Annotated in this window: 12 protein-coding genes; all 12 read right to left on the reverse strand. The window is 37.0% G+C overall.

The genetic code is table 11. From position 1 onward, the window contains the following. Positions 1-10: 10 nt before the first annotated feature. On the reverse strand, positions 11-1,099 hold the full coding sequence (locus OCV57_RS09155; protein WP_267301271.1) for an amidoligase family protein: 1,089 nt from the start codon (positions 1,097-1,099) through the stop codon (positions 11-13). A 60-nt stretch (positions 1,100-1,159) separates the two neighbouring features. Further along, entirely contained in the window at positions 1,160-2,776 is a 1,617-nt protein-coding gene (locus OCV57_RS09160) for a recombinase family protein (RefSeq protein ID WP_267301272.1), read from the reverse strand. Next, complete coding sequence (locus OCV57_RS09165) at positions 2,724-3,668, reverse strand: recombinase family protein (protein ID WP_267301273.1); 945 nt, start codon at positions 3,666-3,668, stop codon at positions 2,724-2,726. Before OCV57_RS09165 ends, OCV57_RS09160 begins: the two co-directional genes overlap by 53 nt. Before the next feature lie 107 nt (positions 3,669-3,775). Next, on the reverse strand, positions 3,776-5,302 hold the full coding sequence (locus tag OCV57_RS09170) for a recombinase family protein (RefSeq protein WP_267301274.1): 1,527 nt from the start codon (positions 5,300-5,302) through the stop codon (positions 3,776-3,778). A gap of 71 nt (positions 5,303-5,373) precedes the next feature. Then, a complete protein-coding gene (locus OCV57_RS09175; RefSeq protein WP_267301276.1) occupies positions 5,374-5,493 on the reverse strand; it encodes a DUF3789 domain-containing protein in 120 nt (39 codons plus the stop codon). A 12-nt stretch (positions 5,494-5,505) separates the two neighbouring features. Then, a complete protein-coding gene (locus tag OCV57_RS09180) occupies positions 5,506-5,664 on the reverse strand; it encodes a hypothetical protein (protein ID WP_181979785.1) in 159 nt (52 codons plus the stop codon). After that, positions 5,657-6,004 carry a type II toxin-antitoxin system PemK/MazF family toxin gene (locus OCV57_RS09185; RefSeq protein ID WP_038670434.1) on the reverse strand — a complete coding sequence of 116 codons (348 nt, stop codon included), beginning with the start codon at positions 6,002-6,004 and terminating at the stop codon, positions 5,657-5,659. Before OCV57_RS09185 ends, OCV57_RS09180 begins: the two co-directional genes overlap by 8 nt. Further along, positions 5,985-6,221, reverse strand: coding sequence for a hypothetical protein (locus tag OCV57_RS09190; RefSeq protein ID WP_038670436.1), 237 nt, complete (start codon positions 6,219-6,221; stop codon positions 5,985-5,987). Before OCV57_RS09190 ends, OCV57_RS09185 begins: the two co-directional genes overlap by 20 nt. A gap of 458 nt (positions 6,222-6,679) precedes the next feature. After that, entirely contained in the window at positions 6,680-7,114 is a 435-nt protein-coding gene (locus OCV57_RS09195) for an RNA polymerase sigma factor (RefSeq protein WP_051706239.1), read from the reverse strand. 207 nt (positions 7,115-7,321) lie between these two features. After that, entirely contained in the window at positions 7,322-12,667 is a 5,346-nt protein-coding gene (locus OCV57_RS09200) for a YDG domain-containing protein (protein ID WP_267301278.1), read from the reverse strand. 379 nt (positions 12,668-13,046) lie between these two features. Beyond that, entirely contained in the window at positions 13,047-13,385 is a 339-nt protein-coding gene (locus tag OCV57_RS09205; RefSeq protein ID WP_117928425.1) for a hypothetical protein, read from the reverse strand. 8 nt (positions 13,386-13,393) lie between these two features. Then, entirely contained in the window at positions 13,394-15,265 is a 1,872-nt protein-coding gene (locus tag OCV57_RS09210) for a protein kinase domain-containing protein (RefSeq protein WP_267301280.1), read from the reverse strand. Positions 15,266-15,517 lie beyond the last annotated feature (252 nt).

Here is a 15,517-nt window from a genome sequence, read left to right on the forward strand (position 1 = left end):
CTTTTCAAATTTACATACTCATTTCAAGTTCTTCAATGCCGTCACATTCGTTTTCTAACGGCTCGTTGTTTTCATCGGGTATACACTCGGTTTCATCATCGGAATGGCACACAGGCTCGGCACGCCGCTCACGAGCCGCTTGTTTTTCAAACTCTCGTTTTTCTTTTAGCTTTGCCCTTGCCGCAATGCCGTCCTCCGGATGTCGCCAGGCTATGTCACCCTCAAGATGTTTCAGCAGATGTGCCCTGCAATTTTTGAATTCTTCACCTATCAGCCCAAGGTTTAAAAGCCATACTCTGAAACTGTATCTCATATTATCACTTTGTGAAACGTGGGGAGAACAATATTTCTTGGTCACAGCCGCATTGCTTATGGCTAATGCAAGCACTATCTGACTTCTTACCTCGCCGGCGTGAAGTGAACCATTGTACGCCCTTATCTCATAATGCCCGTGCTGAAAAAAGCTGTGCAGATTGCAGATCACATATCGGCTGTTCGAGTAATGCTGAAACTGCTCACTCATCCTTCCACGATACCAAAGCTTTTTTATCTCCTCCATATCTTTGGGTTTCTTGCGGTTTATGTTCTCTATGAACTGCTTGTCCATCTTGTGGCAGTAGGATTCACGGGCAGATGATACCTGCAAAGCGTCCCACAGAAAGTTCTCCTTGCTTGCGAAAATGTTTACAAGATTTCGTATCTGCTGCGGTGTATAATCGTCGGCTGAAATGTGTATATGAGTGCCTGCACAATATCTAGGACCTGTTACTCCGCCTGCACGGCGTAATGCTCTGACAACTTCCTGCAAAAGCGGAATATCCTCATATTCCAGCACAGGAGAATTCATTTCCACGCTGTAAGATTTAGACGCATGTTCACCATTGGCATTGTAACAGTTGATACTTCCGTCATAAACTATCGCCCACTTTCTGTTCTTTGAATCAGTTACAATGTATTTGTCATAGCTTCCACCCTCGTGTTCAACACGCCCGTCAAGGACATTTGCCATAGCCTTTGCCGCCTGACTTCGTGTAAGTCCTGTCATTTCTATCTCTATACCGAATTTTCTTGTTTTTATGCCGTCAAAGTTTTTGGACAATGCTGCACCTCCCAACAAAAAACAGCCTGCGAATATATCGCAAGCCGTAAATTTTGATCGTTATTCAATTTCAGTCCTGACCTCATACCCACCTTTAAAGATCACCAGTATCTCCGTCTTGCTCAGAACCTTCACACATTCTATCAGCTTTCTGATAAGCACATTATCGAACGTTTCCAGCTCGAATTTCTCATGCTCTATCATATCTATTATCTTATCAAGCTTGGCTTGAGTTTCGGCGGAAGTTTGATTTTTTGATTTCAGCATTGCAAGTCTTTCACTCAGGCTTTGCTCTTCCTCATACAGCTTTTCAAACTCGCTGTCCAGCTTGTCCTCATCACAGCCGCCTGTTGCTATGAGACTTATCAGATCACTTCTTGCCTTGTCGATCTCTTTAAGCCTTTTTTCGATCGCTGCGATCTCTTCCTGCCCATGACATTCAAGCACATTGCTGATATTCGCTTTTAAGATTTTTTCAACATCGTTACCACAAGAGTAGTAGTTATTTATCGCTCGTATTATGGCTTTGTGGAGCTGTTCTTCCTTTATCGTGGGCGAATCGGGGCAATATCTTTTGCCATGTTCCAGCCGGCTTATACACCGCCAGACTATTAACTTTTTCCCTCTTGAAGTCCACGTTGTACGGCGGTAAGGCGTGCCGCATTTTCCGCAGATAAGCAGTTCCGTAAGTGCATATTTACTGCTGTATTTTCCTTGCTCGGTAGTAGTTTTATCGCTGATTTTACGCTTAGAACTTCGCCTTGCAAGCTCCTGCTGAACTCTATTGTATGTGTCACGGTCGATTATGGGTTCATGATGATCTGTCACAAGATACATCGGGCGTTCGCCGTGATTTTTAACTATCTTGTGAGTGATACAATCTGAGGTAAAAGTCTTTTGCAGAAGTGCGTCGCCTGCATACTTTTCGTTTTTCAAAATGCTGCGGATAAGTGATTCGTTCCATACTTTCTTTCCCTGTGAAGTCAAAATGCCTTTGTTCTCGAGGAGCTTTTTTATCCTGCTCATGCTGTATCCGTCGAGAAACAGCGTATATATCAGCCTTACTGTTTCAGCCTCTTCGGGTACTATCTCCGGTTTTCCGTCTTCACCTTTTTTATACCCAAGCAGATATTTATACTGGAACTGCACCTTGCCCTCACGGTAGGCTTTTTCTTTGCCCCAGCTTACGTTTTTACTTATGGATTCCGATTCTGCCTGTGCAAAACTTCCATACAGAGCTATCATAAATTCCGATGTCATAGTTAAGGTGTTTATGTTTTCTTTTTCAAAGATAACGCCTATCCCCAAGTCTTTAAGTTGTCTGACATATTCAAGGCAATCCACAGTATTTCGTGCAAATCGGCTTATGGATTTTGTGATAACAAGGTCTATTTTCTTGTTTCTGCACATACGAATCATGCGGTTAAATTCTGTTCGCTTTTTTGTCTGAGTTCCGCTTATACCCTCATCTGCAAATATCCCCGCAAGCGTCCATTCTTTTTTTCTGTTGATAAGATCGGTGTAATATGCGATCTGGACCTGATAGCTGTTCTGCTGTTCTTCCTGAGCCGTAGATACTCGGCAGTATGCGGCAACTCTTAACTGGTGGTATTTACTGCGACTTTCAGCTGTCTGCACTTTCGCAGGGATTATCGTTACATTGGGTGCTGTGGACATTATTTTCACTCCTTGACGTTTTGACTTTTTCAGTAATATTCTTGATCCTTACTCCGTTGATAAGCTCGGCCTCTATGGTACAAAAATGGCTTATCCAGATTCGTGAAACACACGCTTCGAATAAGCCGATATCGAGTATATTTAATTGTTTGTTATTCTCAAGTAAATTACGTAGTTCTTCTGTCTTCTGCGGACTTTCATTGTAAGTGCAGCAGTCGTATTTCATTTCGGCAAGCCTGAAAATTTCAGCTTTAACTCTGTCAAAATCCACTTGCGGAGAATCTGTCATATGATTGATCTCATTTTGCTTACGGACTATATCCGCAGTAGGCGAATATGTGCTTATTTCGCCGCCCGATTCCAACAGACTCGGATTCACAATAGCCGAATTCAGAACATTAAGAACTGCTCCTATTATCATTTGATCTGTAAGCCGAAATTCAAGCTTGTAACAATCGGGATTTCTGCAATCCCACTTTTCATATTTTGAATTGCCGCCTATCCTTGAAAGTCTGTGACCACATTCAGTGCAGTATGTACGTTTTCTGATTTTTTGTAAATCATCGGGTATCAGATCAAGTGTTGTTGCTTTCTTTACTCGCTTTTCGTTTGCTCTCTTGAAAATATCATCGGTGATCAACTGCGGGTATGTATCATTGCCTAAATACTTATCATTTTCAATGATCCGCTTGACCATATTTTTGTTCCACTTATCCGAAACAGCATTGTAGCGAATTTTCTCTGTTTGCATAAGCTTTGCGATCTCTGACAAACTTCTGCCTTCCAGATACTCGTCAAAAATTGTAACAACGGCGTATACTTCTTTGGGTTCGGTTGTTATCTCACCGTTTTTCATACAGTATCCGAATGGGATTGTACGATTCTTTGCCATGACATTGCCTCCTTTCAGACTACAATAATATCACATTTTCTGCTGAAAAGCTATTACCAACAGCAACAAAAAACTGCCTTGCAATTTTACCTGCAAAGCATTTTCAGCTATATTTTTTCTTTAAACTTTAATCCACCTATCAAATGAAACTCCAGTTCATGCTGATTAATTACAATAATCTTCTCAACTATACTCTCAAATGCTAATTCTTCAAACTCGGTTATAGGCTTATCACGCCTTTCAAAAAAGTCAATTAACATTTCGATCTGATCAAGTGTTTCGTCCTCATCGTCTGAGCGTGTAAACTTTTTCAGTTCTGCTTGCAGCTTATTGATCTTTGCCGTAAGCTCAGTAGTCTGCTCAATGTATTTAGCCTCGTCAAGAAAGCCCTTAGTTTTCAATCTTGCAAGTACATGAGTCTGTTCACGAAGCTTAGCGATTTCTTTGCTAATGTCCATTACCTGAGTTTTACCGCTGAATTTTCTGAATTTTAAGTCCTGCAATGCTGTTTGAAGAGGTACAAGTATTTGCTTATAATCATGCCATAATTTATTGTGAAGTCTTATAAAACTTTGCTTGATAAACTTTTCCTCAACTCGTTTATTCATGCACAATTCTGCTAAATTATCGTGTTTGCGGCAAACCCAGTATATTTTATTTCTACTATCTTTGCGTTTGTATTTTGTTCCACAGTTGGCACATATCAGTTTTCCTCTGAACGGTGATTCAGACACTATATTTTTATGTTTTCTGCTTTCAATCAATTTTTGAGCTTTTTCAAATATTTCTATCGAAATTATTGCTTCATGAGTATTCTGAATACAATATTTGTTTAATTGTCCATTGTTTTGAATCTTTCTATATGGAAGATTATTTGTTGTAAATGTTTTTTGATAGACTGAATCGCCAATATATTTTTCGTTGGAAAGAATATATCGAATGCCGTAATAACTAAATTTATCTTTATACACTTTGTACTTGCTCTGACAGATTTCTGAAATTCGCTGATAACCAATACCATTCAAAAACATATCAAAAATTTCTTCCACAATCTGAGCTTGAATTTTGTCAATAATCAATGCGCCATTATTTAACTTAAAACCAAATGGTGCAGAAAAAACATTTACAATTCCTTTTTCAAATCTTTTTTGATAACTCCATTTCAAGTTTTTTGAAATGGATACCGATTCCTCCTGAGCCAGACCGCCCATAATGGTTATCATCATTTCATCAGTCAGTTTTGCGGTATCAATGTTTTCTTTCTCAAAGAATACTGTTATTCCAAGGCTTTTAAGCTCCCTTATATTTTTCAGACAATCCTTAGTGTTTCGGGCAAATCGGCTGATAGACTTTGTGTATATCCTGTCTATCTTACCTTTCCGACAGTCGCTTATCATTCGCTGAAACTCATCACGCTTGTCCTCACGAGTACCTGTTATTCCCTCATCTGCATATATGTCAACAAGCTGTTCTCTGTCAGACTTTTCGAAAGCTTTCTCGTAATATCTTGTCTGAGCCATAAAGGAATTAAGCTGATCTTCGCTGTTTGATGACACACGGCAGTATGCCGCACAGCGGAGCTTATGGTTTTGTTCTTCTGATATTGTCGGCTGTATTATCGTTACCGTTGTCATTTTCTCACCTCCGTTTTACCAACAATGATACCACAAATCTTTATGGAATGGTATCACTATACTTGATAAAATTACTTATCCGAATCTGTGCAGTTTTCACGTTTGTCGGCTTGTCCTGCGGTTATGCACAAAGCCATTGCAAATACGCCGACTGTACCGCCTATGATTAATCCGATAATAAATCCTACCATTTCAATTTCTCCTTAAGCTGCGTCTTTTGATGACGCAAATTCTTTGTATATATCTTCTGTATTTCTGTTGATGTAATTCTGCTTTTCGCTTTCTTTAAGAAGTTTATCAAGCTTATCTGCGAATATCCTTGCCATAAAGTCGTTATACTCTGCCTGTCCGAACTTAGTCATCAAAATCCACTCCTATGCTTATTTTCATCGCTTTTTCTACTTTTTCCATAAGTTCAAGATCAACCGAACCCACATAATTTTTCAGACGATATCTGTCTATGGTCCGTATCTGCTCTGCAAGAACGATCGAATCTTTGGGCAATGCTTTTGAACCCTTGATATGGATATGCGTGGGAAGATGATTCTTTTGGGCTGTGGACAGCGGAAGAACCACGAGGGTGGGGCTGTACTTGTTTCCCACATTATTCTGCACTATCAGCACAGGCCGTATACCTCCTTGTTCCGAACCGACAACGGGATCAAGGTCTGCGTAAAAGATATCACCTCGTTTGATCAGCATTTTCCTTCACCTTTTTCTTTAGAGTTTCAAAAACTTTCTTATTCCTTATACAGCTATGAAACGGACAGAACAGCACATTTGTATCTCTGACATACCACACGCAGCCGCAGCATGGATGCTTGTCCGATAATCTGATTGTAGGAGCAGGAATATATACTCCAAATTTATTATATTCGTACCGAAAATCTGATTTTTCAGGCTTAACTTTTTCGCTCATATATCAGCCTCCTGACTTTTGTTAATTTATATGTAACAGGCGGTCTGCAAAAGTGTGCAAACCGCCTTTAATTCGTTTTGCCTTCGTCCGATCCATTTTGTTTCGGACGTTTTCCGCAATATTTATCCCCGATACCCGTTGCGGCGGAACTCTGCAGGCAATCGACAGCGTATCGATCTCATGGGCGTTTCACCCGCTCTTTTAGCCCCTACTGGGAAGTATCATTATCCTCACACGTTTCATCGCCTTTTCGGAAAGCTGTTCCGAATTTTGAAACGTCACATTTATCGCTCATCCTTTCGGAGTCTTGGCGTGTGGTTTCTTTGGCTGCCGAGATTTCATACCAGCCGTGTGATCAACGTACTTGCAGAGTTGATATTCTATTGTCAAGTTACTTGGAGCTTTTATTCTCCTTACACTTGTATAGGGGTAGAAGTCTGGTATTTAACAACCGTTTTTTATTGTGATCTCAAAAGTTTGTTAAGCTTGCACAAAATCCTACGTTTCTTTTTGTGAATATTTTGCTGAGTGGTATGTAGAAAACAAGCGACCTCGTTTTCCGTTTTATTTTCAAAATATATTGCAAAGATCAACCTTCGTTCATCCTCTGAAAGTTCATTCAGACAGCTATACAGCTTTTCGCATTTAATATTTTGTATCACTCTTCTTTCGACGTCGTCATTTTCTGTTCGGAACTCCTGAAAGTTTTCAAGTTCTCCGTTAATGTTTCCTTTCAACGCAGAGAACTGGATCTCGTGCTTATAGAACGATTTATTGTTGTCATCAATATTCCATTGGGTTCTATTGTAATATGTGCGGATCTTTTCGCTTACTTCAATTTCAACGTATCTTTTGGTTATAGTGTCATAAACACTTACTATGTTTTTGCTCATTTTTTATTCCTCCGTTTTGATTTTCTTGTTCTGAATCAAAACGAAGGCTTATGGATATTTGGCAATAAAACATTGCCAGTTTTTTAGAATGGGCATAAAAATAGACCTTTCTGCTTTTAAAACAAAAAGGTCTATAAAGAAAAAGGAGTATAACTTTCGGCTTTAAAAGCTTTTGTTATACTCCATATCAAGTTTATATCTATGTATTTAACTATATCGCTTTTTTCTAACAAAATAAACTATCGTAATAGTTATTCCAATGAATAGGACAGAGGCTATTATAATGATCCACAGCCAAAAATACCCGATATGAATATTATCGACCTCCTGAACACTGTATGTGTTGCCAGCAACATCTTCAAGTGTAATTCCTACATTATGCCAACCTCCGTTAAGCGTAAACGACAGGCTACCTTCAGCTGCCGAGTAAGTAAAATCAATCGCTTTACCGTTATCATATACTTTACACCTTGTTTCATCAAGTAACTCGCTTATATTTGTAACAGTAATTGTGCGAGATTCGTTTCCATAATACCAATGCCATGATTTCAAATCATTAGGAATATTACACGAAGGCGGAATATTATCAATATGCATTTTGCCCAAATCGATCCTTCCGTTTTCATTTTTTACAGACAAATATAGTTCTGTATCTGTATCTTCTTGAAAGTTTTCCTTAAAATAATCTGACTTCAAAGTATATCTGTAAACACTTACACCATACATACTATTATCAGTCTGAGCCTGCAGATCGGTATTCTTTTCTTCACCATTGTAATCTCTAAGAACTATATCGGTTTGAGAATTTGTTTTAGCAAGAACAACAATATCTATGTCGCTAAAATTATCTGGACGCTTGCTTATAGGTTCTCCGTTTTCATATTGAAATGAGTACCAGCCTGTTTTTTCCGCTGCATTGCTGTTTGAAATATACGCAAGAACATCGCTGTCCACGATTCTCATGTATGTGTTTGAATTAAGAACACTTTCGTTACCAGCTTTATCTACCGCTATTAGTTCCAATGCGTAAACACCGTCTTTTGAAAAATCAGGTAGAGTGAATAAATTCCCCTTAAATATGCCCGCTTTATCTTTGTCAGAGTCAAGATATACACTAACAGGCTTTACTTCCGAAAGTTCTCTGCCATTTGTATACTCAGGCGTATAAACAGTAAGGACATACTTTATATGATCAAAATTTACGTCTGTAAATTCGACCGTCGGGGCTGCCTCGTCCTTTCTCTCATACGGATATATATCCAGAAAATTCAGAGCATTCTTTTCATCGACAAGAATACCATTTTTTGATGATACAACAGGAAGTGTCGTATCTATCTCGAAGATTTCTGAGCTTTTATAGCCGGAAGTATTTCCGGAGGAATCTGACGGAGATATTTCAACACGGTATACAGCATCATCATCAAATATAATTGAGAGCGTATGTGTATCAATATCATCAGACCAATCTGCCATACTTACCATAGAGTATGTGACATCAGTAAAATCATTCTCGTTATGCTTTGCTCCCGCATCCTTTTTCAGTATTTTCAAACCGACAAGGCTAGGATCAAAGTTGTGCTCGGTGATTTTAATAACAGCGGTTTTCTTAGTATTAAAATAATTGTCATTATCACGGTTTATAAAGTCGCTGAAATTTTCTTCAACTACAGGAGAAGTTTCATCAACATAAAATCTTTGTACTTTCTCATAATCAAGATTTACCCCTGCCGAATGTCCCCCCAGATCAGTACCTCTGATACCAAAAGTGTAATCACCTTCACTGAAAGTAATGACAGCTCTGTGTTCTGTAACAGATAGATCCTGAAAGCTAATATTCGGAACATTTCCGTTGTAAGTATTTTCAATTTCAGCTTGAATCAATCTTGCGTCAAAGTTTCTTTCAATTACATCGATCGTCATTACCGCTCTGTTTTCGGCATTGTAATAAATCGTATTATTGATTCCATTGTTAATATCCACATTTATAATCGGAGCAGTTTTGTCGATAGTGAATGTCTCACTTTGAACACTTTCATTTACATTACCTGAATTATCCATCGCATCAAATGCTAATGTGATATCGTTATTATCTTTATCGAAAATAAATGTTTTTGTGATCTCAGTTACAAGATTTACGTCTTTTTTTACTATGACCCAGCCGTCGCCTATCTCGGAATCTACCTCAACGCCTGTCCCATCGATTTCAAGAACTCTTCTCTCAAATCCGTCGTTTTCGGACGTCTGATAATAACCGATTTCTCTGATGCCTGATTTAGTATCTGTTATAGTTACTGTTACGACAATATCATCAGTAAATAGCTTGTTTCCGTTTGCGTCGCTGTATCTGCTGCCGCCGATTTCGGAAATATTTATTTCAGGAGGAATATCATCCGCAACAAATGCTTTTGGAGTTTCTTCATCGAAATAATTTCCAACATTATCAAAAGCCTTAACAAAAATCTGTCCCTTGAATCCCGCAGGAATATCTATATGAGCTATACCGTCGGAAATAATTACTTCTCCTGTTTTTTCTTCTTTCAGTTCTCCGTTATCGTAAGAAACAAGACGGTATTCTGCTTTGTTAAGACCGGATGAAGGCGCACTATCGGAAATATGGATATTCGCAATGAAGTTTTTTTTGAAATAGTATCCATACTCAAGATATTCGATATATTCAGAAGTCTCACTGATATTATCGGAGGTTGCAGGAAGAAATTCAAAGCGATCTACGTTCGGAGATTTATTATCTATATGGTAAGTAAAGCTTTCTTTTGAATTGACATTTCCCGCATTATCCACAACACTGACTTTAACTTCATATTCTCCATTCAACGATTCGCCTGCGATTTTGGTAAAATAATCGGTATCAAAAGTATAGATATGTTTTTCGTTGTCTCTTTTCTTAGCTGCTTCCGTTGCGGATATTTTAGGACTGATAGTGCCGTTTTTATCGGCTGTCACATTGATCCCGTTTACCTCTATATCTGCATTGCGAATACCCGAATCTTTATCGTAAATAGTTATGCTTATGTTTTTATTGGAATTAAACCAGATCTGCTTATCATCTCGCACTATCCCGTCGCCCTTAGGTTTACTGATAGTGACTTTCGGCTTTTCAGTTTCGATCATAGCGAATACATTATCGGATACTCCTTTACCTTGATCTGCATTTTCTATATTGGGGCAACTTAGACTACTTTTACCGTATTTATCATAAGCAGTAACTATAATATTACTTTGAAACACTTTTGTACCAACAGGAATTTTGTAAGAATAAACGCCGTCGCCCTCGTCTTTCATTTCTCTTTCTTCATCTAAACCGTTATATTTTATTTTTACATGATCAATACCGCTGTCAAAATCAACATCTGAAACATATGCTTTAAAAATCAAGCTATCGTTGGAATATGCTCCAAACGAAAGTACATTCAGTATTTTATCGAGTGCAGAGCTTTCTTTCAAAACTGTAAATTTATTGATCGATGGTGGCTCGCAGTCAATATATACTGTACAAGGTTCCAGGGAAGCAGAGTTGCCTGCAACATCCGTAATATCTCCTGTTACAACATATTTATGTTCGGTTTCATAATTATAATCTATGCCTGTTGTATCTACAGTAACAAAATATCCGTTTTCATCAGTCTGAATATCATTTCTTGTGAAATTCTTTTCTATGCCGTTTATCCAAAGTCTGATACCTTCAATTCCCGAAACGTCAGGCTTAGCATCTACATGAAATGTAACAATTTCATCCTTATCAAACCATAGATTTCCGTTGATTTCTTTTGCATTGTTTTTTTCAGCAGAAATTGTTCCGTCAGGCGCTTCTTTATCAACATAAATTGTAAGTTCGGCTTCTTTTGTATTACTGGCATTATCGGCAACTTCAACTCTAAAGTTATTTTTTTCATCATTTAATTTTGAAGCTTTAATTGTGATCTGATCATGATATTTGTCTACAGATAAAATATCATCAGTTGAGGATAACGATTTGCCGTTTTCAAGAATAGCTATTTTATCTATGCCGCTACATTTTTTACTGCCATTTACATCATCATTTATATCTATGACTAATTCATCTTTATCACTATTGAACCAGATTTTATTGTCCGTATTATATATGAAATCATTGTTATTAATATCGTTCTTCTCGTTTAAAGAATTGCTGACCAAAAAATTCACATTCGGCTTCTTATCTTCAACAATAAGTGAATTCGAATTGATATGTTCCAAGTATTCATCGGGCAAAACATCAAATTCATCTTTGTGTTTAAAAATATATTTTAATTCATCACTAACCAGTTTTGAACATTTATTATTCTCTTTATCCAAAACACAGATGAGCATATTTTCAACTTTAGTATCAGGTTTAAGACTGATCACATATTCAATATTGTCAAATTCGTCCTTTTTTTCTTGAAGTTCTCCGACTGTTATAAGATTATCGGCTTTTTCATCATAATCATAAAGAGTAGCTGATTTTATTCCAGATACATAATCACTATTAGATAGATCTTTAGCTTTTATGACCAGTTCAATTTCAGCATTTGAATAATTACCACTACTATTCATTTTGTTGAAAACATTCAAACTTTTATGATCATTTTGTAATGTATCCCCTGCCTTGCGAAAATTTATATATGTAATATTCGGTTCTACTTTATCCGTTTTATTCGAATACGAGTACTTGATCTCATTACTTATTGCCATATAATACTGTGAATTTTTATTGATATTCTTCAAATAATATGAAACTTCTTTTTTATCATATCCAGATGTTTCTTCCAATGTTACAGTTATCTCATCATAAAAATTAATTCCGTCACTGCTTATTAAATGTTCAGGAGGAGCTTTTAAACATATATTATCATTATGATATACTTCTGATTCGTTATCTATAATTGCAGTTGCATCTGTAGCATATTCATCAACTGTAAACACACATCCGTCGGCGATTTTTGCATCATAATTATAATTATTATATGTTAAGTTATAATTATATTTTCCAACTTTGAGTTTATTATCAGATACATCAATACCAATAGTCAGCTGAAGGTCTTCTGTCAAAGGTGGGTCGAAAGTATATGAAAAATTCGGAACAAGCTGTCCGTAATATATGTGTGATTCATTTGGAGTAACTTTTATTTTTTGGGGAGTAATATATGCATATTTTTCAACTACGCCATATTCTCCCGTAAGTTTGAATTTATCTTTGTCATCGCCTTCAAGCCTGAACCCTGATACGGTCACTTTCTTCTGTTCATCAGAAGCGTACTTACTTTCAAACTTTCCATCAGCCTCAAGCCAAACGCTATAGCCATTGATTTCTTCTGACGTATGCACATTTATCAATTTCACATCTTCGCAATGAACAACCGCTGTGTGTTCTCCATCATATTCCTTATCTTCAACGGTTACTTTATCAGCAAAACCATCTTCCAAAAAAACTTCGATAATATTATTATCTTCTTCAAATTCAGCTATAACAGACAAAGGGAAGCAATTCATAATTAAAAGCATTGCAATAAAAACAGACAGAAATTTTTTTCTCATTTTAAACACTCCATTCTTTTTATTACAAAATATATTTCTATGGAAAACAGTAATAAAAATAAATTTATGGAAAGAGCAAATTCATTATCTCTCCAGAAAGCCATAATAGGAATCAGTACAAAAACCGATATTAGAAATATAACTCCGACTATTTGTCTTGTTTTCGACTCCTTGACTTTAGTATACTTTTTACAGGTCACAAAGAGTATTATTTGAATAATTATTCCCGATATTGATCCGCCCCAGAACAACAAAGCGACAGCATATGCCGAAACAGATAGGTTATCATCAAAATCAAGAAATGGGATAATAAGCAAACTTGACGAAGAAATAAAAAACAAGACTCCAGATATAATATTCAATACCCTTAACTTCATAATTATCGACCCTGTTTTATATTTTCATTCAACGCACCAGCCAATGCTTTGTAAAACTCGCCTTTATAACTGTTTCTTTTGTATTTATACAAATACAATATCATACCTACAATAAACGAAAGAACGGCTAGTGTTGCGGCAATCAGAAGAGGTCCTATTATCCATGGTGAATCATACTTTAAATCAAGCATATTTTCAACAGCAGTGTATTTCCCTGTTATTTGTAAAGATGCAAATAGCACAGCAAAAAACAGTACAGAAACTAATAATGCTTTAAAAAACGCACTTAGGACATAATGAATCAGCATATGCTTTTCAAAAAACTTTTTTGAAATACTCATAATATATTTCACCCAATTTCCTTAAAATAATTTTTTATTTCTACTCTGGTAGTATTTTCATGTTCTGAGATCATTCTAATGCTTTCGTCATTATCCAACACATTTTTCAGCTTTATAACAGCATTTTTAAACGCATGATCGTCCTTGTATTTTTTCAAAGTTTCATAAGAACCAATAATCTCAGTCTTTCCAACTTCTGTGTTATAAATTGCTTTTGCCAACTCATATCCTGCACAGTTATACTCTGTATTGAGTTTCACAATGTCTGTTGAAATCTCCTTAAAATTCTTTGTATTGGCATTCTGCATCAATTCGTCGATATATCTACACATGTACTCACTATTTGACATCTTTCCAAGCAAATCCACAAGCATTGCCGCTTCCTGTTCGTCAATATCTCCGTCGGAATATGTAAACGCAGCTATCTTGGAATATGTATCATCCGTTTTGCCATTAGGGGCGGTTTTGATCAGGTCATTTGCTATAGTTTCAAGCTTATAAAATTGTGTAACGTTATAATCTGCTGTAAGGCTGTCCCATTTATCCTCGGCAATACCGAAACCTACCGCTCTGTAAATAATGGAGATCATTAAAAATGTAACGCATACGGCAAGCATAACACCAAACATAGTGAAAGCGTTTCTTACCTTGATATTTTCGGCTCTAACAATCGTAGGAGCAGAATTTTTAGCTTCTTCAATATCCTTTTTCAGCGTTCTGTATGAGTGATAAAAATCATCGTTATCAAGATTTAGATAGTTCTTGTTGCGTTCTTTAGTACACTTTTTTATGATATTCTCAAGCTTTTTATGATAATGCAGAGAAGTAATCGTCAGATCTCGGCTACAATATGCTGCATCATTAAGAAAATGATTCTTGTAAAAATCATGACTTTCTTTAGAAAATTCTTCGCTCTTAGTAACTAACTCGAATATATTCAGGCACTCCCAGAAAGTTGCTCCGAATGAGAATATATCGCTTTCAATAGACATTTTCCCCGGCTCAAAATGCTGCTTGAACGGAAACTGCGAATCGTCCGCCGCTTCAGCATAGCATTCAGGAGCGGCATATCCCAGCGTTCCGTACTGATACATTTTTTCTATGGATTCATTGTCATTATAGTTTACTTTTGCAAGATCGCTGACTGCAAATCTGTCGGCTTTGGTAATTCTTTTTGATCTTCCGAAATCTATTAAAACAAGCTCTTTACCGTACTTGGTCACCATTATATTTTCCGGCTTAATATCAAGATGCAGAATATTTTTCTTTTCCGTTACAAATTCAAGTATCTCGCAAAGGTTTATCATAAACTGAAATATCTCGCTCTGATATTTCAGAACATTGTCGTAATTCTTGTAATAGCTTAGATTAACAATGCCCTTTTCATCTTCCGTGTATTCATGGTAATCTACGACTTTGCTGAGATTGTTTTCAAGCTGTTCGATCTTTCTGAGTTTCCACCGTTCCTGCCGGCAGTACTCTTCAAGCGACCAGCCGTCGATATATTCTTCAACAACGCAGAAATATCCCGAGGCGTTTATCACCCCACTTTTTATTTTATCGCATGGCAGGCTGAAATCGCCAAGGCTTTCGATAACGTCATAGATACGGACTATTGATCTGCATTCCTGAAGATCCTCGAAAATTTTCAGTTCCTCGTCCTTGAAAACCTTGACTCTGTCAATTTTCGTTCCGTTTACATAAACATATTTGGGCTTGAATTTCAAAACACAGGAAAACTGAAGACCGCCTTTATCAGCAGTTTTCAGTCCCCTGTATACTATGCTTTCCGTACCTATTGCAATAAATCCGTCTTGATTTATGCCATACGATGTATCTACCGTGTACTTGAATTTTGTTCCGATTATTTCGCTGCTCATTTATTTCTCAGATCCTTGCCTTTAAATCTATTCATTCTTTAAAATATATTCATATTTATTATCTTCACTCCATTGGCTGTCTATATCCTTAACAGACAGCGCATTGATCGAGCCGTCATCTCTGCCAACAGCCACGATCGCATATTTATTGCTGTCTGAAATTTCATACATATATACATCGGCTAAAACATGTTCCTTGTCATTGTCAAGAGATTCGGCATACGGAGCGCCGAATTTTTCCTTAAAGCTCAG

Source organism: Hominimerdicola aceti (genome assembly GCF_025567495.1).
In the GTDB taxonomy this organism is placed as follows: domain Bacteria; phylum Bacillota; class Clostridia; order Oscillospirales; family Ruminococcaceae; genus Hominimerdicola; species Hominimerdicola aceti.

Coding starts and splice junctions, on each gene's coding strand:
- OCV57_RS09170 (WP_267301274.1), bottom strand. CDS start 5,302: ATGACAACGGTAACGATAATACAGCCGACAATATCAGAAGAACAAAAC.
- OCV57_RS09205 (WP_117928425.1), bottom strand. CDS start 13,385: ATGAGTATTTCAAAAAAGTTTTTTGAAAAGCATATGCTGATTCATTAT.
- OCV57_RS09190 (WP_038670436.1), bottom strand. CDS start 6,221: ATGAGCGAAAAAGTTAAGCCTGAAAAATCAGATTTTCGGTACGAATAT.
- OCV57_RS09210 (WP_267301280.1), bottom strand. CDS start 15,265: ATGAGCAGCGAAATAATCGGAACAAAATTCAAGTACACGGTAGATACA.
- OCV57_RS09180 (WP_181979785.1), bottom strand. CDS start 5,664: ATGACTAAGTTCGGACAGGCAGAGTATAACGACTTTATGGCAAGGATA.
- OCV57_RS09175 (WP_267301276.1), bottom strand. CDS start 5,493: ATGGTAGGATTTATTATCGGATTAATCATAGGCGGTACAGTCGGCGTA.
- OCV57_RS09160 (WP_267301272.1), bottom strand. CDS start 2,776: ATGTCCACAGCACCCAATGTAACGATAATCCCTGCGAAAGTGCAGACA.
- OCV57_RS09200 (WP_267301278.1), bottom strand. CDS start 12,667: ATGAGAAAAAAATTTCTGTCTGTTTTTATTGCAATGCTTTTAATTATG.
- OCV57_RS09165 (WP_267301273.1), bottom strand. CDS start 3,668: ATGGCAAAGAATCGTACAATCCCATTCGGATACTGTATGAAAAACGGT.
- OCV57_RS09195 (WP_051706239.1), bottom strand. CDS start 7,114: ATGAGCAAAAACATAGTAAGTGTTTATGACACTATAACCAAAAGATAC.
- OCV57_RS09185 (WP_038670434.1), bottom strand. CDS start 6,004: ATGCTGATCAAACGAGGTGATATCTTTTACGCAGACCTTGATCCCGTT.